This is a genomic window from Brevibacterium sp. SIMBA_078 (assembly GCF_046534565.1).
GTDB lineage: Bacteria > Actinomycetota > Actinomycetes > Actinomycetales > Brevibacteriaceae > Brevibacterium.
In genome coordinates this window covers 259,992-276,167 of record NZ_JAWRYQ010000001.1, presented here as the reverse complement: position 1 = coordinate 276,167, position 16,176 = coordinate 259,992, and the positions used below count along the sequence as shown (strand labels likewise).

Annotated in this window: 18 protein-coding genes; 11 read left to right on the top strand and 7 right to left on the bottom strand. The window is 65.5% G+C overall.

The features are described from left to right. The first annotated feature begins 16 nt into the window (after positions 1-16). From gvpJ to SB749_RS01185, 9 genes are read left to right on the top strand one after another with little or no spacing between them, the layout of a single operon-like run. A complete protein-coding gene (gvpJ, locus tag SB749_RS01225) occupies positions 17-451 on the top strand; it encodes a gas vesicle protein GvpJ (protein WP_167198792.1) in 435 nt (144 codons plus the stop codon). Next, positions 448-1,200, top strand: coding sequence for a GvpL/GvpF family gas vesicle protein (locus tag SB749_RS01220; RefSeq protein WP_410708616.1), 753 nt, complete (start codon positions 448-450; stop codon positions 1,198-1,200). The genes gvpJ and SB749_RS01220 overlap by 4 nt, the downstream gene beginning before the upstream one ends. 8 nt (positions 1,201-1,208) lie before the next feature. Next, positions 1,209-1,460 (top strand): gas vesicle protein GvpG, encoded by a 252-nt coding sequence (locus SB749_RS01215; RefSeq protein ID WP_039206887.1) that lies wholly within the window; start codon positions 1,209-1,211, stop codon positions 1,458-1,460. Next, positions 1,457-1,969, top strand: a complete 513-nt coding sequence (locus SB749_RS01210; protein ID WP_410708615.1) for a gas vesicle protein — start codon at positions 1,457-1,459, stop codon at positions 1,967-1,969. The genes SB749_RS01215 and SB749_RS01210 overlap by 4 nt, the downstream gene beginning before the upstream one ends. A 13-nt stretch (positions 1,970-1,982) precedes the next feature. Continuing rightward, positions 1,983-2,390 carry a gas vesicle protein gene (locus SB749_RS01205; RefSeq protein ID WP_410708614.1) on the top strand — a complete coding sequence of 136 codons (408 nt, stop codon included), beginning with the start codon at positions 1,983-1,985 and terminating at the stop codon, positions 2,388-2,390. 25 nt (positions 2,391-2,415) lie between these two features. Next, entirely contained in the window at positions 2,416-3,402 is a 987-nt protein-coding gene (locus tag SB749_RS01200; RefSeq protein ID WP_410708613.1) for a gas vesicle protein, read from the top strand. Further along, complete coding sequence (locus tag SB749_RS01195; protein ID WP_039206888.1) at positions 3,393-3,716, top strand: gas vesicle protein K; 324 nt, start codon at positions 3,393-3,395, stop codon at positions 3,714-3,716. Before SB749_RS01200 ends, SB749_RS01195 begins: the two co-directional genes overlap by 10 nt. Then, a complete protein-coding gene (locus SB749_RS01190) occupies positions 3,713-4,561 on the top strand; it encodes a GvpL/GvpF family gas vesicle protein (RefSeq protein ID WP_410708612.1) in 849 nt (282 codons plus the stop codon). The genes SB749_RS01195 and SB749_RS01190 overlap by 4 nt, the downstream gene beginning before the upstream one ends. Next, a complete protein-coding gene (locus SB749_RS01185) occupies positions 4,558-6,195 on the top strand; it encodes an NAD-dependent epimerase/dehydratase family protein (RefSeq protein WP_410708611.1) in 1,638 nt (545 codons plus the stop codon). The genes SB749_RS01190 and SB749_RS01185 overlap by 4 nt, the downstream gene beginning before the upstream one ends. A 120-nt stretch (positions 6,196-6,315) precedes the next feature. On the opposite strand, the gene SB749_RS01180 is transcribed toward SB749_RS01185, so the two are convergent. From SB749_RS01180 to SB749_RS01150, 7 genes are all read right to left on the bottom strand, one after another. Further along, the gene (locus SB749_RS01180; protein WP_410708610.1) at positions 6,316-8,469 is read right to left on the bottom strand and encodes a catalase; all 2,154 of its coding nucleotides are present in this window, start codon (positions 8,467-8,469) and stop codon (positions 6,316-6,318) included. Positions 8,470-8,575: 106 nt separating this feature from the next. After that, a complete protein-coding gene (locus tag SB749_RS01175) occupies positions 8,576-9,760 on the bottom strand; it encodes a zinc-dependent alcohol dehydrogenase (protein ID WP_410708609.1) in 1,185 nt (394 codons plus the stop codon). 42 nt (positions 9,761-9,802) lie between these two features. Further along, positions 9,803-10,036: a CDGSH iron-sulfur domain-containing protein gene (locus SB749_RS01170; protein ID WP_235354903.1), complete on the bottom strand. Its 234-nt coding sequence runs from the start codon at positions 10,034-10,036 to the stop codon at positions 9,803-9,805. Continuing rightward, positions 10,029-11,132, bottom strand: coding sequence for an iron-containing redox enzyme family protein (locus SB749_RS01165; protein ID WP_369864383.1), 1,104 nt, complete (start codon positions 11,130-11,132; stop codon positions 10,029-10,031). The genes SB749_RS01170 and SB749_RS01165 overlap by 8 nt, the downstream gene beginning before the upstream one ends. A 248-nt stretch (positions 11,133-11,380) precedes the next feature. Further along, positions 11,381-11,527, bottom strand: a complete 147-nt coding sequence (locus tag SB749_RS01160; protein WP_167198764.1) for a hypothetical protein — start codon at positions 11,525-11,527, stop codon at positions 11,381-11,383. Between the two features lie 334 nt (positions 11,528-11,861). Then, the gene (locus SB749_RS01155) at positions 11,862-12,080 is read right to left on the bottom strand and encodes a hypothetical protein (RefSeq protein ID WP_410708608.1); all 219 of its coding nucleotides are present in this window, start codon (positions 12,078-12,080) and stop codon (positions 11,862-11,864) included. A 147-nt stretch (positions 12,081-12,227) separates the two neighbouring features. Continuing rightward, complete coding sequence (locus tag SB749_RS01150; RefSeq protein ID WP_410708607.1) at positions 12,228-13,364, bottom strand: hypothetical protein; 1,137 nt, start codon at positions 13,362-13,364, stop codon at positions 12,228-12,230. Between the two features lie 223 nt (positions 13,365-13,587). Between SB749_RS01150 and SB749_RS01145 the strand changes: the two genes are divergently transcribed. Both SB749_RS01145 and crtI read left to right on the top strand, forming a co-directional pair. Continuing rightward, positions 13,588-14,520: a phytoene/squalene synthase family protein gene (locus SB749_RS01145; RefSeq protein ID WP_410708606.1), complete on the top strand. Its 933-nt coding sequence runs from the start codon at positions 13,588-13,590 to the stop codon at positions 14,518-14,520. After that, positions 14,517-16,175, top strand: coding sequence for a phytoene desaturase family protein (gene crtI, locus SB749_RS01140; RefSeq protein ID WP_410708605.1), 1,659 nt, complete (start codon positions 14,517-14,519; stop codon positions 16,173-16,175). The genes SB749_RS01145 and crtI overlap by 4 nt, the downstream gene beginning before the upstream one ends. Position 16,176 lies beyond the last annotated feature (1 nt).

The following is a 16,176-nucleotide window of genomic DNA, read 5'->3' as shown; positions in this document are numbered from 1 at the left end:
GAAGTAGGCAAGGACAATGAGCACCAGCACTGTTGAACGATCACGCGGCAGCTACGTCGACCGTCCGTCGTCGAGTTCGCTTGCAGACGTCATCGAGATCATCCTCGACAAGGGCCTGGTCATCGATGCATACGTACGCGTCTCCCTGGTGGGGATCGAGGTCCTCACGATCGACGCACGCATCGTCATCGCCAGCGTGGACACCTATCTGCGCTTCGCCGAGGCGACGAACCGGCTCGATCTGACACAGCAGGGCGGACGCGACCTACCGGAGATGATGGGCGGAATGATGGAGAACGGCTCTAAGGGCAAGACCCAGGGAGCTGTGGAAGGCATCAAGGACGCCCTCACCTCGGACGACTCCGATGACGACTCGGGCGAGAGTTCGAGTCAGGAGAAATCACGTCGCCGGACCAAACGCCCGGCGCGCAACTCCTCGGAGTCCGAATGAGTGAAGAAGGCGCACCCTCGGCAGATCGGTATCTGTACGGGATCGTACGCGCCGGTGCCGAGCTGCCGACCGGGCCCGACGGGGTGCAGGGCAATGCCCTCGCTCTCGTCGAGTCCGGGGCAGTTGCGGCCGTGGTCACGGAACTCGCGGACAGTGGGATGCTGGGCACTCCCGAAGCTCTGCAGAACCACAGCGTCGTCCTCGACGAGCTGGCCGAGAAGCAACCGGTGTTGCCGCTCGCATTCGGCACCGTGGTGCCGGGAGACACCGATATCGCCGAGGAGGTTCTCGCTCCGCAGGCGGAGGCCTTCGCCGAGGCGCTCGAACAGCTGTCCGGATGCACGCAGTTCACCCTGAGGATCACCTTCAATCGAGACGCGATACTGCGGGAGATCGTCAGCGGTAGCCCCGAGGTCGCCGAGCTGAGGGAGAGGATCAGCGGCACGAGCGAAGACGAGACGAGGAACGAACGTATCCGGCTCGGAGAGATCGTGGTCACGACGATGGAGAGCTGGAGAAGGACCGAAGCTCCTCCGATACTCGAGCAGATCCGCTCCGCGACAGTCGAGACGGCGATGCGGGAAGTAGGCCAGGCCGAGGACGTCGCCGAGGTGGCGGTGCTGGTTCGCAGGGACGCCATCGACGAGTTCGACTCCGTCATCGAGGAGTTGGCGGAGGCGAACCGGGAGCGGATGAGATTCCGGCTGATCGGACCGCAGGCACCCTACGACTTCGTCCCCGAGATGTAGGTGACGTCATGGGACTTCTGTCAGCAGTCTTCGGTGCTCCCTTGGCACCGCTCAAGGGAACCGTATGGGTCGCCGAGCAGGTCAGAGGAGAAGCCGAGAAGCGCTATTTCGATCCCGGTGCCATCCGGCGCCAGCTGGAAGAGGTCGCCGGTGCACGTGAACGCGGATCGATCAGTGATGACGAAGCCGATGCCCTCGAGCGTGAGCTCGTCGGACGACTGCTCGAGGGCCGTCGGCGCAGAACCGAGGAGGACCGATGAGCGAAGAACCCAGAGCAGATGGGAAATCTGCGACAGACGCGAGCGAGAAGCGTGACCGGAAACCGAGCGAGAACGTGACGGAGGGGTCGTCCCGCCGCTCGTCCGCCTCGACATCAGCGTCACGTGAGAAGTCGGCATCGTCATCACGCGACAAGTCGGCATCGTCATCGCACGAGAAGTCGGCGTCATCGGCACGGGAGAGGCCGAAGGCGTCCTCGCGCTCGGAGAGCGGCTCTCAGGACGCGACCGGTAAGAGGATCTCTGCGGTCAGAGCGGTGAAGAAGGCGATCGAGCAGTTCGGCACCCTCACGGGCAGGCCTCCCGAGTCCGTGGTCGGCACGAGGTGGAAGGACGACCACTGGTCCGTGCGTCTGGAGGTCGTGGAATCGCGGCGGATTCCCGACAGCGCGGATCTGCTGGCCGAATACGAGGTCGAGCTCGATGCGGACGGCGAGCTCATGGCCTATGACAGGAAAGATCGCTACGTCCGCGGCCGACCGAGCGAGTGACCGAAAGGGCGATATGAGCATCACGAATCAGCCGAACGATGCGATGCAGCCGCAGCGCAGCCAGGAGGGCACGCTGCTGCACGTGGTGGAGACGCTGCTGGACAAAGGTCTGGTCCTCAACGCGGACATCATGGTCTCCGTGGCCGGTGTCGAGTTGCTGGGCATCCGAATCAGAGCCGCCCTGGCCTCCTTCGAAACCGCGGCCCGCTATGGACTGGACTTCCCCGCCGGCACGGATCGGGAGACCGTCGCGTGGAAGGAAGCGGTCGAGCAGAAGGATACCTGTCCGGAGTGCGGGAAGCGCTCCGAGCTCGCACAGCTGATGAACGACTACTGTCCCTGGTGCGGTTGGCAGAGCGCGCGGTCGAAACGGATCGAGGCCGGGGAGCCGGCCCAGTTGGACTCCGACGACGACCGCTGAGGCGACCATGACCGGAGACGCGAGCATGCAGCCCACACGCGACCCGCGGGCGACTCTGCCCGATCTCATCGAAGTGCTTCTCAACAAGGGGGTCCATCTCAACCTCGATCTCATCATCTCGGTGTCGGACATCCCGCTCATCGGAATCAATCTGCGCGCCACGATCGCGGGAATCGAGACGATGATCGAGTACGGGATGATGCAACAGTGGGACCGCGACACCAGGGAGTGGGTGCAGAGAGCGGTCCGCACACATCTGCCGCTGGCCGCGGACGAGGAGATCCTCGCCAAGATGGCCGGAGGGCACTATCAGGACAACTTCTATCGAACGTGGCGGCCCGGCAGCGCCTATCTCACCACCCAGCGTCTCATCATCCATCGACGTGACCCTGCGGAGACACTGTGGCAGACGCGCCTGGACGCGATCGCCTCGGTCTCCCCGCATCGCGAGTCCTCCATCGGAGGCGAAGAGCGCACGCGCATCCTCGTCGGGCTCAAGGACGGCAGCGAGGCGGTCCTTTCGGCCCTCGAGCCCGATCGCCTCATCTCCCTGGTCCAGGCTCGGCTCGGCCGGGCCGACGGCGCCTCATCCTCGACTCCGGAGGCGACGGCGGAGGATCGGCCTCTGCGAGAGGGTCGGATGTGGTTTCTCGAGACTCTGTCGACCGGGAGCACGTGGCGCGGCGGGCAGGCGCAGCTTTCGAACACGGAACTGACCTGGAGGTCGCCGATGGACGGGCGCGCACGAGTGAGGATCTCACCCGAGCAGCTGCTAGACATCCGCCGCGAGGAGCGCAGCAACCCGACCGACGAACGGCGGGTCCTCATCCTCGAGACCGCAGACTCGACCATCACCCTCGCCGCAGACGACGGCGGCGCATGGTCCAAGAGGCTCGACGACTGGCGGGCAGGAGCACTCGATGCCAAGGGGCCCGCGCCGCTCGAGGAGCCCACGCGACCTGACAGCAACCCCGATGACCGTGTCGGAGAAGGAGCAGCACCATGGCGCTGAACGTCAATGAGGAGAGCCTCAAACACGGAGTGCTCACCCTCGTCGTCACGCTCGTCGAGGTGATCCAAGAAGCCCTCGAGACCCAAGCCGTGCGCCGGATGGAAGGCGGGGACCTCACCGAGGACGAGCAGAACCGCCTCGGCGAGGCCCTCCTCGAACTCGATGAGGCGATGGACCAGATCAAGGACCAGCACGGGATCACCGGCTCCGTCGACGATCTGCATCGGGGTCTCGACGACGTCGTCGATGAAGTCGTCGACAAGCTCATCAATCCCGCAAGATGGGCCGAGGAGAACGGAAAGGGAGTCGAATGAACGCCGAGGGTGACATGCTCTACGTCTACGCCGTCGTCGCCGGCGGCGACTACACTCCCGCCGTCACGGGCATCGACGGTTCCGCGCTCCACATGGTCGGACGCGACACGGGACCGAGGGCCGTGGTCCACCGCCACACCCGAGGCCCCTTCGACGGGCCGGACGATTCCGTGCGTCGGTGGGTGCTCGAACACAGCGAAGTCATCGATGATGCTTGGCAGAACTCACCGGCCCTCCTCCCGGTCTCCTTCAACGTCATCGTCCGCTCGGACCCGGAGACCGAGGCGACGGCGACCCAACAGCTCGAACATTGGCTCGACGACTCCGCGGAGACGCTGTCGAGACGGCTCGAGGAGCTGCGCGACACCTCCGAGCTGCGCGTCGAACTGTCCCTGGACGGAAGCCTGCTCGAGGAGGTCGACTCAGAAGTCGGCGACATGAGGATGGAGATGGAGAGTCGTCCTGCAGGAGTGCGCCGACTGCTCGAGAAGCGACTGGAGAAGACGGAGAAGGAGATCATCGATCGAGCGGCCGACAGGATCTATCCGGAGATCAGGGCCAGGATCGCCGCCCACTGCCTCGACATCGAGGAACACCGCTCCACAAGCCGCGAGAGTGGATTGACACCGGTGATCATGGCCTCGTGCCTGGTGAGAGGCACAGAGATCACGGCGCTTGGAGCCGAGCTCACCGCGCTCAAGAAGGCTCAGCCTGCTCTGTCCATCCGCTTCCTCGGCCCGTGGCCGCCGTATTCCTTCGCCGACGTCTCCATCGGCAAGGAGGGAAACCCGAACGGCTCTGCGCCGGACGCACCGACGCCGAACCCGCAGGGGCAGAGAACATGAGAGTCGCAGTCATCGGAGCCACCGGCAACGTCGGCACAGCGGTCCTCGACGTGCTCGGGCGCACGTCCGACATCACCTCGGTGCTGGGAATCTCCAGACGGATGCCCGACACCGAGGCCGAACCGTATTCCGGATGCGAATGGAGATCGATCGACATCGCCGCCGCGAGCGGCCAGGACACGGCGCACCGGGATCTCACCGAAGCGCTGACCGGTGCCGACGCCGTCATCCATCTGGCCTGGCTGATCCAGCCCAACAGCGACCGTGACCTGCTCCGACGCGTCAACGTCGACGGCACGGCCCGTGTGGCCGCAGCCGTCGCGGCGGCTGGCGTTCCGCATCTCGTCGTGGCGTCCTCGGTCGGCGCCTACTCTCCCGACGACAGCATGGACAAGCGCGATGAGGCATGGCCGACCGAGGGGATCCGCTCTTCCCACTACAGTGTGGACAAAGCCGCCCAGGAACGCGTGCTCGACGACTTCTGCGCCGACCATCCCGAGATCACCGTGACCCGACTGCGTCCTGCGCTCATCTTCGGTGCCCCTGCCGCCTCGGAGATCCAGCGCTATTTCCTGGGAACCTGGATGCCCGTCCAGCTGCTGCGCGCGGGCCGACTGCCGTTCCTTCCACTGCCTGCGGGACTGCGCGGGGTCCAAGCCGTCCACTCGACCGATGTCGCCCGTGCCTATGTCGCCAGTGTCCTCCGTCGCCGTTCGGGCGCCTTCAACATCTGCGCCGATGATGTCCTCCATCCGAAGGATCTGGCCGAACTGCTCGACCACGGCAGGCACATCCCGGTGCCGAACGGCGCAGTGCGCGCGGCTCTGGGCGTGGGCCACAGCATCTCACTGGTCGCCGCCGATGCGGGATGGCTGGACATGGGGCTGCACGTGCCGCTGATGGACAACGGCCGCGCAAGCCGGGAACTCGGCTGGGAGCCGGAGTACAGTGCCATGGACGCCGCGCGCGAACTGCTCAAAGGCATGGCCGACGGCGAGGGTGCCGCCTCCGTCCCGCTGCGTCCACGCGATGTCGAACATACGCGCCTGCGGGCAACGGACGATACGAGCCGCGGGCACGACGCACCGGGTGCGGACGAGCAGGTCGACATGGACCTCCTGGGTCTCTATCTCAGCGACCATCTCACCGGGGCCACCGCCGGAGCGGAGAGGATCGAACGGATGGCGGCCGACTTCATCGACACTCCCGTCTTCGCAGCCCTGTCCGAGCTGGCCGCGGAGATCCGCGGAGAGCATCGTTACGTTCGGCACCTCATCGGCGAGCTCGGTCTCCGGCGCCGTCCCGTCGCCGAGGCGTTGTCGTGGGTCGGCGAACGGGTCGGCAGGCTCAAGAGCAACGGCTCGCTGCTCAAGCGCTCGCCCATGACCCTCGTGCTCGAAGCCGAGCTGATGCGCAGCGCGGTCATCGGCAAGCTGGGAATGTGGCAGACGCTTGAGGGCAACGCCGAGGCACTCGGCCTGGATGCCGAACAGTTCCGTGGTTTCGCGCAGAAGGCAGAACACCAACGTGAAGTGCTCGACACTGTGCACAGCTATGCTCGGAGCCGCGCGTTCCGCCGGGATCGGGCTGTCTACGATCAGGCCTCGGGAGTCAGCCCTGTGCGGGGCGACTGAGACACCGTATCCTGCTCCGGTCCTCGATGCCTCCGGGCGCATCGACGAGCTGTGAGCCGGCTTCCCGGGCTTCCGCTGCCGGCGACGTCACCTTTCTTCGGCAATGGCACATGCAGTGTCTCAGGCCTCGACCCGGGCCCAAGCTCGGTGCTCGCACAGGCCCTCCTGCAGCTGCGAGAGCGCCGTTTCGAGGTCATCTCTGCAGTAGACTCCGGGGTCGTCGGCCGTGATGCCGTACTTCTCCATCATGGTGCAGGAGTCTCCGCTGGCGGCGATGAACTTGAGATGACGCCACGCTTCCGTGATCAGGAGCTCGATCTCGGTGGTCAGTCCGGCACCATCGGCGAAGAAGAAGGCGTCGAGTTCGCTCGAGGCCACGGTCAGGTATGTCCGCTCGACGGCGACGCTCCGCTCGCCGGAGGTGATGCGTCCGCCCGCCGGAGCGATCGTGATGGGGACCATTCCCGCCTCGGCGATGCGGTCGTAGGCGCGGATGACCTGCTCGGCGTCGGTCCCCCTGCCGGTGACGATGCCGATCTTGCGCCCGTCCACCGGCCAGCGCTTCCCCACCTGGGACAGTGCCGGGCTCGGTTCGATATCGGTGCGCGGCGGCGTCTGAGCCACAGGGGCCTCGAGGCCCAGCCCCTCGGCGACCATGCGGGCAAGCTCCGAGTCCACGGAGGCGAGCACAGCGACCTCGCGCTCCCGGATCGTCTCCTCGTAGCATTTGCCGAGCTCGAAGGTGAAGGCATCGGCGAGGTGCTGCTGTTCGACGGGGGTGAGGCTGAGCCAGAACATGCGCGGCTGGGAATAGTGGTCGTCGAAGGACTCCGGCGAACGGCGCTCCTTCTTCGACGCCGGAATCTCGTGGGCGATTTCGACGAACGTATGATCGTCGGTCTGCTCAGCAGGGAAGGGGTTGCCGCCGTCGAGCGAATTCGGCTTGTACGGTGCGGTGCCGCGATGGTCGGCAGTCTGGTGCATGCCGTCGCGGAACATGTCATTGACCGGGCAGCGCGGACGGTTGATCGGCAGCTGCGAGAAGTTCGGTCCGCCCAGTCGCGTGAGCTGAGTGTCGAGATAGGAGAACAGCCGCCCTTGCAGCAGCGGGTCATTGGTGATGTCGATGCCGGGCACGAGGTGGCCGGGGTGGAACGCCACCTGCTCGGTCTCGTCGAAGAAGTTGCTGGGGTTCCGGTCGAGTGTGAGCATTCCCAGCGGCTGCACGGGTGCGAGCTCCTCGGGCACGATCTTTGTGGGGTCGAGCAGATCGATTCCCTCGAAGGTCTCACCGGGGTCGTCGGGGAAGACCTGGACGCCGAGTTCCCACTGCGGGCCTGCTCCGGCTTCGATGGCGTCGGCGAGGTCTCGGCGATGAAAGTCGGGATCGACACCGTTGACCATCTGCGCCTCTTCCCAGATGAGCGAGTGGACTCCGGCCTTCGGCTTCCAATGGAATTTCACCAGGGAGGTCTTACCAGCGGCATTTTCGACCCTGAAGGTGTGGACTCCGAAGCCCTCCATCATTCGGAAGGAGCGTGGGATACCGCGGTCGGACATCTGCCACATCGTGTGGTGGGTCGCCTCGGTGTGCAGGGATACGAAATCCCAAAAGGTGTCATGGGCGCTCTGCGCCTGCGGGATCTCGCGGTCGGGGTGGGGCTTGGCCGCGTGGATGATGTCGGGGAACTTGATCGCATCCTGGATGAAGAATACCGGGATGTTGTTGCCGACGAGGTCGAACACCCCGTCCCTCGTATAGAACTTCGTCGCGAAGCCCCTGGTATCGCGAACGGAATCTGCAGACCCCCGCGAGCCGACAACGGAGGAGAAACGCGTGAATACCGCCGTTTCCACCTCGGGGGCGAGAAAGGCGGCCTTCGTGATCTCCGAGGCGGAGCCGTAGGATACGAAGGTGCCGTGGGCAGCCGATCCGCGGGCATGGACGACTCGTTCAGGGATGCGCTCATGATCGAAGTGCGTGATCTTCTCTCGCAGGTGATGATCTTGGAGGAGGGTCGGTCCCCGCGATCCTGCCTTGAGGGAATGGTCCGTGTCATAGAGCCGGGCGCCCTGAGCCGTGGTCAGCCAGCTGCCCTGCTGGGCCTGATCTTCCTGGGTGTCGCTGCTGGGTGCCCCGGTCGGCGTCGTGGGAAGCGGTCCGCTCTGGTCCTGCTTCGGCGGCAACGGTTCACGCGGTGTCGTCGGTTCTTCGAAGTCCGGAGTGCGGGAGCCGGGTTTGCCGGGAACGGTTGGACGTTCGTCTGAACTCATGATGTCTCCTCACTGATGACAGGACTCTCATTCCTGCGTTGGCGTGTTCTGAAGGTAGAGGCGATCCGCGCACTCGTGGAGCTCCGTGTGCTGAAGCGGGAGCGGTTTATGATTCCGCGTTCGGGTCGAGGACGACCTTGATGCAGCCGTCCTTCTTCTGCTGGAACATCTCATAGGCCTCGGGAGCGGACTCGAGGGGCAGCCGGTGGGTGACGAGGTCGTCGACCCCCAACGGATCCGCGGAGTCCTCGACCAGTGGCAGAAGGTCGTCGGTCCAGGTGCGAACATTGCACTGTCCCATCCGCATCTGGATCTGCTTGTCGAAGAGGGTGAGCATCGGCATGGGGGACTGCATCCCTCCATAGACTCCGCTGAGCGAGAGAGTCCCGCCCCGACGAACCAGATCGATCGCCGCGTGGAGAACCGCTGTTCTGTCGATGCCGCCGGTCTCCATGAGCTTCCGCGCGGCCGGGGGCGGGAGCAGGCCGATCGCCTGTTGTGCGGCCGAGGCCAGCGGGGACCCATGTGCTTCCATCCCCACGGCGTCGACAACCGCGTCGGGCCCACGCCCGGAGGTGGCCTCTCGGATGGCCGAATGTGCGTCCTCGTCGAAGTCGAAGACCTCGATCCCGTGGCGAGCGGCCATCTCACGACGTTCGGGGACCGGGTCGAGAGCGAAGACCTGCGCACCGAGGTGTCTGCCGATGCGGGCGGCGAACTGGCCGACAGGTCCGAGGCCGTAGACGGCCAGCGAGTCTCCTTCTCTGATCCCCGCGTATTTCACTGCCTGCCAGGCCGTGGGGAGGATGTCGCTGAGGAAGAGGTAGCGGTGGTCGGGAAGATCGGCACCGACCTTGATCGGTCCGACGTCGGCATAGGGGACACGGAGATATTCTGCCTGCCCGCCGGGCACGGACCCGTAGAGTCGAGAGTAGCCGAACAGCTGTGCCCCGGACCCGTACTGCCTCACCTGTGTGGTCTCGCATTGGGAATACAGTCCCTGTTCGCACATCCAGCAGCGGCCGCAGGAGATGGGAAACGGCACGACCACCCGATCGTCGGTCGACAAACCAGAATCGGGGCCGGCCTCGACGACTCTACCCATCGTCTCGTGCCCGACGATGTCTCCGCGGTCCATGAATGGTCCCAACACCTCGTAGAGGTGGAGGTCGGACCCGCAGATGGCGGTGGAGGTGACTTCGATGATCGCGTCATTGGACTTATGGCGGATCGGGTCGGCGACCGTCTCCACCGAGATGTTTCGTTTGCCTTGCCAGGTGACTGCTCGCATTGCTCTCTCCTCGTCGATCGACAGTGTGTTCGTTTGCTCGGGCTATCCGTCTTCCGAAGGTTCCGCCGGCGGCGGTGCGGGGGCACGGAATCCGACTGCGCGGTGGGAGCCGTCGCACAACGGAGGAATGCCGGTCTTGCCGCACCGGCACAGGGCGACCACCCGGCGATCGGTTGCCGTCTCCTCCCGTCCCGGTGCCGTGAGGACGGTGAAGTCCCCGCGGACGAGCAGGGGCCCGTCGGGGCAGGGGGTGATGGTGACCGGCTCGCTATCCACAGACAGCCTCCTTCGGGGTCTTCCTCAGCGAGGGCTCTCCTGCTGACCAGGCTTCGAGCATGTGGGAACCGCTGATGTCGTCGAGGCGGAGGCAGGAGGCGGCACCGAAGAGGATGTCGGGGATGAGGCCGGGCTCATCGTCTGCCGCTCCTCCCGCGAGGTCGTGCGCCGCGATCTGCTCGTGCACGGCATCGGCCTCGACATGCTCATCGAAGTACCATGTGACGTCCCGGCCGAAGCCGTTTCTGCTGAAAGCGCGGGAGTAGAGGCCGTTGGGAATGGACGAAGTCATCTCGAATGCGGCCAGATGCCCGATCGCGGCGCCTCGCAGGCGCCGGTTGAGGCCGAAAAGATTCATCGCGTTCACCGAAGCGAGAGTGATCGCGGGGACGTCGTCGAGGTAACGGTCAGGCCTGTCGTCGAGGCCGAACCCGCGCAGCGTTCCGGCGAAGATCTCGGCGTGGACGTGGTCGGGTCTGCCGCCTCCGTACTCGTCGGCCTGGATCTCGACGAGAGCTGCCTTCGCCCGCCCGCGGAATCGGGGGATCGCCCAGGAATGGGGATCTGCTTCGCGGAGGGTGTAGATCGACTTGTGGATGAGGAATTCTCGGAGCTGATTGATCGAGGCATGCCGCGCCGCCCACGTGGCCAGTTCCGGCTGCGCCACCTCGCTCGTCATGGAGAACAGCGTCTCGGCGAGCTCTGCGCCGGAGCGCGGAATGAGGTCCGGCAATGGCGCGAATGCCCGCAGTGCGGCCTCGAAGCGGCGCTCGATCTTGCCGCGGATCCCGATCAGCGAGGGGTTCCATTCCCAGTCTCCGTGCACGTAATCGGCAGGGCCGGTGTGCAGGGTGTAGAGAAGGTGGAGCGCCAGCTGCAGATCCTCGTCGCGGAACATGTCCTCACTCGACACCAGCGCAGATGACACCGCCGAGTCGAGTTCGGGCAACAGCTCAGCAGCTTCCCCGCCGTCAGATGTGAGCACGCTGACCAGCAGCGAAGTGACCTCGCCTCTCGGCCGAGGCACGCGTCCGCGCTCCGGCGCAGTGAGCGGTGCAGTGCTGTTCAGTTCGGCGATCGCACCTGTCTGTGTCATCCGCTGGTTCCTCGTCGTCGGTGGTGGCTGAACTGACAGTGTGACAAAGCAAAGGCCCGGTGTCAGCGCCCGTGCGAGACTCACATTTCATCGCCGCTGAGGGGTTGCGCAGCGCCCCAACCAAGACTCCGGCTCCATCTGCGGCCCGGAACGGCAACGGTGTCTGAGGCACCCGCCGGGGGCGGCGGCCCCCTGAACAGTACTCGGGAGCACTCAGCATGATGAGCGTCCTGCACCCGGAGAGTAGGTCATCCGACCGTTCCCGCTGCGGGGGAGCAGACGACACGCACACTGACACGAGGAGACGATGAAGATGACGACAGCACATCGGCGGGCACGAACCGCGCCTCGGCCCATGGCAGCTCGTGAGCGGCGACGACGGTCGCCCGCCACATGCGCAGGTCCTTCGCGCTGAAGTCGTGTCCGGCGACGTCTCGGACGTTGTCGTTGACGGCGACGGCGGACAGCTGATCCTCTGTTGGCGCCCTTCCTCAGAATTTCCTCTCCGCTGAGATCGACGAGCACGATGTTTCTCGTCGCCCCAGGACGTCGAGACCGATGCCGAGGCGCAAGAGGTGTGACAGACGCGGTCGCTGCCTTATTCGACGGAGTTCTCGTGCTTATGCCCCACGTTCTTGGGCAGAATCTGCGTGTGGGCACCGATGACCGGGTCGCTGTCGATATGCTTGCGCGCGATCGGACACGAGACGGTGATGGGGATCCGGCGATTCAGTGAGTCTTCGAGAGCCAGACGCATGAGTTCGCGGCCATCCCGCTTCCGATGTCCTCCGATTCCTGGTCGACGGGGCGGGGCGTCTTCGAGTACAAGTTGAGCGCGCCGATCTGCGCAGTAAGTCGATGCCGTTCGTCATCGGTAACGGTGGGCGCGGGAGCAGCAGCCGCGTCGCGAGGTATGTCATCGGTCGATACTGCTGAGGTCCCGTCCATCAGAGATGCCGCTCCAATCGTGTCTCAGGTGCCGACCCTGGGCTTGCTGTCTTCAGTCTTCAGTATTCGTCCGCGTCAGGGCCCGCCGATGGCTCCCGACGGTGGTTTTCCGTCGTTGCCCGCCGGGGCCCGCGGTGAACTGTCCCTTCAGTGCAGAGTCGACTTCAGCTCTGCGATGCGTGCGGTGAGCCCGGCGATGTCAAGCCCCTGACTCTTCTCACACAGCTCTCGCGTCTGTTCGGGACAGAGGATGCCGGATGCGAGGAGTCGGGAGACCGGTGTGCGCGGCTGGTCGTATTCGCGTCGACGCTCTCCTGAAGGTGTGAGGCGCCAGCCCACCGGGTTCTTCACGGGCATGAAGTGATTGAGCCGGTCGGCCAAGGCCGACCACAGACCGTTGACTCTGATGATCGCGGCATCGGTGGCGTGCGGTGTGCCGAGCGGAAGGTCAAGGCCGCTGAACGTCCGATCGGGCACGCGGGGCCCCTGTCGGAGATCGCTTGTGCAGTGGATTTCGATGAGGCTCGCCTCCGCCCACGTAGTGATAGTGCTGTCCGGAACCGCTGGCGGCAGCAGGATTCCGGTGACGACGAAAGGCACCCCGCGGACCATCTGCGCGAGCATGTCGACGACCTGCGTGCCGGGAGCGAAGGTCTTCGTCTGTACCCACCCGATCTCGACGTCGGTGAATGTTACTGTGACGCAGTCCTCGCCCGTCGGTGTCTTGATCGTCAGCAGTTCGACGAGGAAATAGCCGGGTTCGGGCTCGAGGAGTGATCGCATGCGCTGCCGCGGGAACGAAGCGCGCATCCCCGCCCCGGTGCCGGTCAGCCACGAATCGTCGTGGTCGCCGGCCTTGGCACCGCGAAGGTACCGATCGATCGTCGCCGCGGAGATATTGAGGAGTTCCCGTCGCACCGAGGAAGAATAGCCGTGCCGTCCCTCACGGAGATGGCCGTGCCTCTCCAAGGATTCCAGGCAGTCGGACATTCCCGCTTCGAGGTACTTACCGCAGGGGCGGCCGGAAGACTTCCACACCAGCTCGAGAGCCCGCTGGGCGTGGGGGGAGAACTTCTTCGGCTTGAGACGACGGCGGTCGACGACAGCGTCGAGGGAGACTCCGGCCCTGATCTGATGGGACTGGCTGCGCAGCTGGTGGCGCGCGTGATCGCGAGTCCACCCGGTCGCCTCGGTGAGTGAGTCGAGGATCGTGCCCTTGCCCTTGCGCGACGACGCCTCATAGGAGCGCGCGTAGGTGCGGGCGAGTTGGATGGGTGAAGTCATGATGTCTTCCTCCGAATCGGTTCGAGGAGCCGCAGGGGTTCCCGTGTTGGCAATCACGCTATTGAGGGCAAAGTTCGTGCGGAAGGGTCTTTACAGATCCGCGGGGTTCGTCTATTGAATCGCGTTGACCTCCGAGGCCCTTCCGCCTCGTCCTCGAGTGACGTCGCCTCGGCCCGCAAGGGAGATTCGCCCCTCGGGCATTTCATTAGCTAAGCTAACGACCATGACGCGGCGAAGCAGCACCATCGATGAGCTCTACACGCGCACCGCCGAGGATGCGTCCAGGGCCGTGATCGCGAGCTATTCGACCTCTTTCGGTCTTGCGGTCAGACTGCTCGGAGCCAGAAACCGGCACCATATCCGCAATATCTACGCCCTGGTCCGCATTGCCGATGAGATTGTCGATGGCCTGGCCCTCGAAGCAGGGCTTGACGAGGCCGAGCAGCGGGAGATGCTGGACCGATTCGCATCCGCCACCCACGCGGCTTTGCGCAACGGCATCAGTGACAACCTCGTCATCCATGCCTTCGCCCGGACCGCTCGCGCAGCAGGCATCGACGCCGAGCTCATCGACCCGTTCTTCGCCTCCATGCGGGCAGACCTGGAATCCGCGGACGCAGGTTCCGGTCGTAGGACCGAGGCGGCGACCGCGTCGCCGGTCCGCGGCTTCGACGCGAAGGAACATGCCGAGTACGTCTTCGGGTCCGCCGAGGTCGTCGGACTCATGTGCCTCAAGGTCTTCCTCATCGATCACGACCGCACCCCCGCCGAGGTCGCCCGGCTCGAGTACGGGGCACGGCAGCTGGGAGCGGCGTTCCAGAATGTCAACTTCCTGCGCGACCTGGCCGATGATGATCAGCGCCTCGGCCGCAGCTACCTCACCTCGGGACACCGACTCACCGAGGCTGAGAAAGCCGAATGGGTGAACACGATCCGGCAGCAGCTCGACGCCGCCCAGGATGCCATCACCGGACTGCCGAAGGACGCGCGCACCGCGGTCCGCTGCGCCTGTGCCCTCTTCACCGCGCTGACCGACAGGATCGCCGCGACCCCCGTCGCCGAGCTCTACCGCCAGCGGGTGCGGGTCCCGAGCGCCGTTAAGGCTCGACTGACAGCCCACGCAGTCATGACTTCAGCCCGCGAAGGTCGGAAGTGAACCGGCGGAGCGGCTCCGGTGCCCACAGCAGCCCGCGCACCGGCATCATCGGCGGGGGAGCCGCCGGACTGGCCACAGCGATCCTCCTCGCCCGCGAAGGGCACTCGGTCGACCTGTTCGAGAAGAACACCGAACTCGGCGGGCGCATCGGCGTGTTCGAGCGTGAGGGCTTCCGTTTCGACACCGGCCCCTCTTGGTATCTCATGCCCGAGGTCTTCGAACACTTCTTCGCTCTCGCCGGCACCAGCGCTGAGGCCGAACTCGACCTCCGCACGCTCGATCCCAGCTACACCGTATTCAGCCCACCGGGGCCGGTCGATGAGAGCACGGGAGCCCCGGGGCGCACGCGAGAACTGACGATCCCACAGGGCAGGTCCCGGGTGCGGGCGACCTTCGAAAGCGTCGAGCGAGGCGCGGGAGATGCCCTCGACGACTATCTCGTCTCGGCCGAGCACACGAAGGAGCTCGCGCTCGCCCACTTCCTCTACAACCCCTTCACCTCGCCGCGGTCACTGCTCCATCGGGACATCCTCGGCGCACTCCCGAAACTGGTCCGGCAGATGGGGACGTCGCTGGCCGGCTTCGCCGACTCCTCGGTCAACGATCCGGTGCTGCGCCAGATCCTCCAGTACCCCGCGATCTTCCTCGGCACCGACCCGAGACGGGCACCGGCGATCTACCACCTCATGAGCACGCTCGACCTCGCCCAAGGTGTCAGTTACCCCATGGGCGGGTTCCGTACGATCATCGACGCCCTGGTCCGGTTGGCCGAACGCTCCGGGGTGCGCCTGCACACGGGAGCCGATGTCACGCACATCGACACCGAGGCAGCAGGGCGAGGTCGAGCCGAGCGCGGGCCAGCCGGGCGCGGCCGAACCAGACGTCGAGTCACCGGGCTGAACTGGACCGACGAGGACGGACGCGCGCACACGCATTCTGCCGATGTCGTCGTCTCCGCCGCCGACCTCCACCACACGGAGACGAGACTGCTCTCTCCCGAGGACCAGAGCTTCCCCGAACGCTCCTGGGCGTCGGTGACGAGCGGTCCCGGCGCGGTGCTCGTCTTCCTCGGCATCGAAGGCGAACTCGAGGCGCTGTCGCACCATTCGCTGTTCTTCACCGAGGACTGGGCGGCGAACTTCGACGCGATCTTCGGGTCCAGGCAGAAGATCCCCTCACCGGCCTCGATCTATGTCTGTCGTCCCAGCGCCACCGATCCCACTGTCGCTCCGCCCGGGCACGAGAACCTCTTCCTCCTCATCCCCGTCCCCGCCGATGCGGGACTCGGGGCCGGGGGAGACGACGGCGGAGGCGACCCGCGGATCGAGACGGCCGCCGACCGTGCGATCGACCAGATCGCCCGGTGGGCCGACATCCCAGACCTGCGCCGACGGATCAGAGTGCGCAGAACCCAGGGCCCGACAGACTTCGCCGAAGGATTCAACTCCTGGCTCGGCGGAATGCTCGGACCTGCGCACACACTGCGACAGAGCGCGATGTTCCGACGGCAGAACGCCTCGAAGACTGTCGACGGGCTGTTCTATGCCGGCGCCACCACGACGCCCGGCGTCGGTGTGCCGATGTGCCTCATCAGCGCCGAGCTCGTCCTCAAACGCCTCCGCGGAGACTCCAGCCCGGGACCGCTGCCGACCTGAG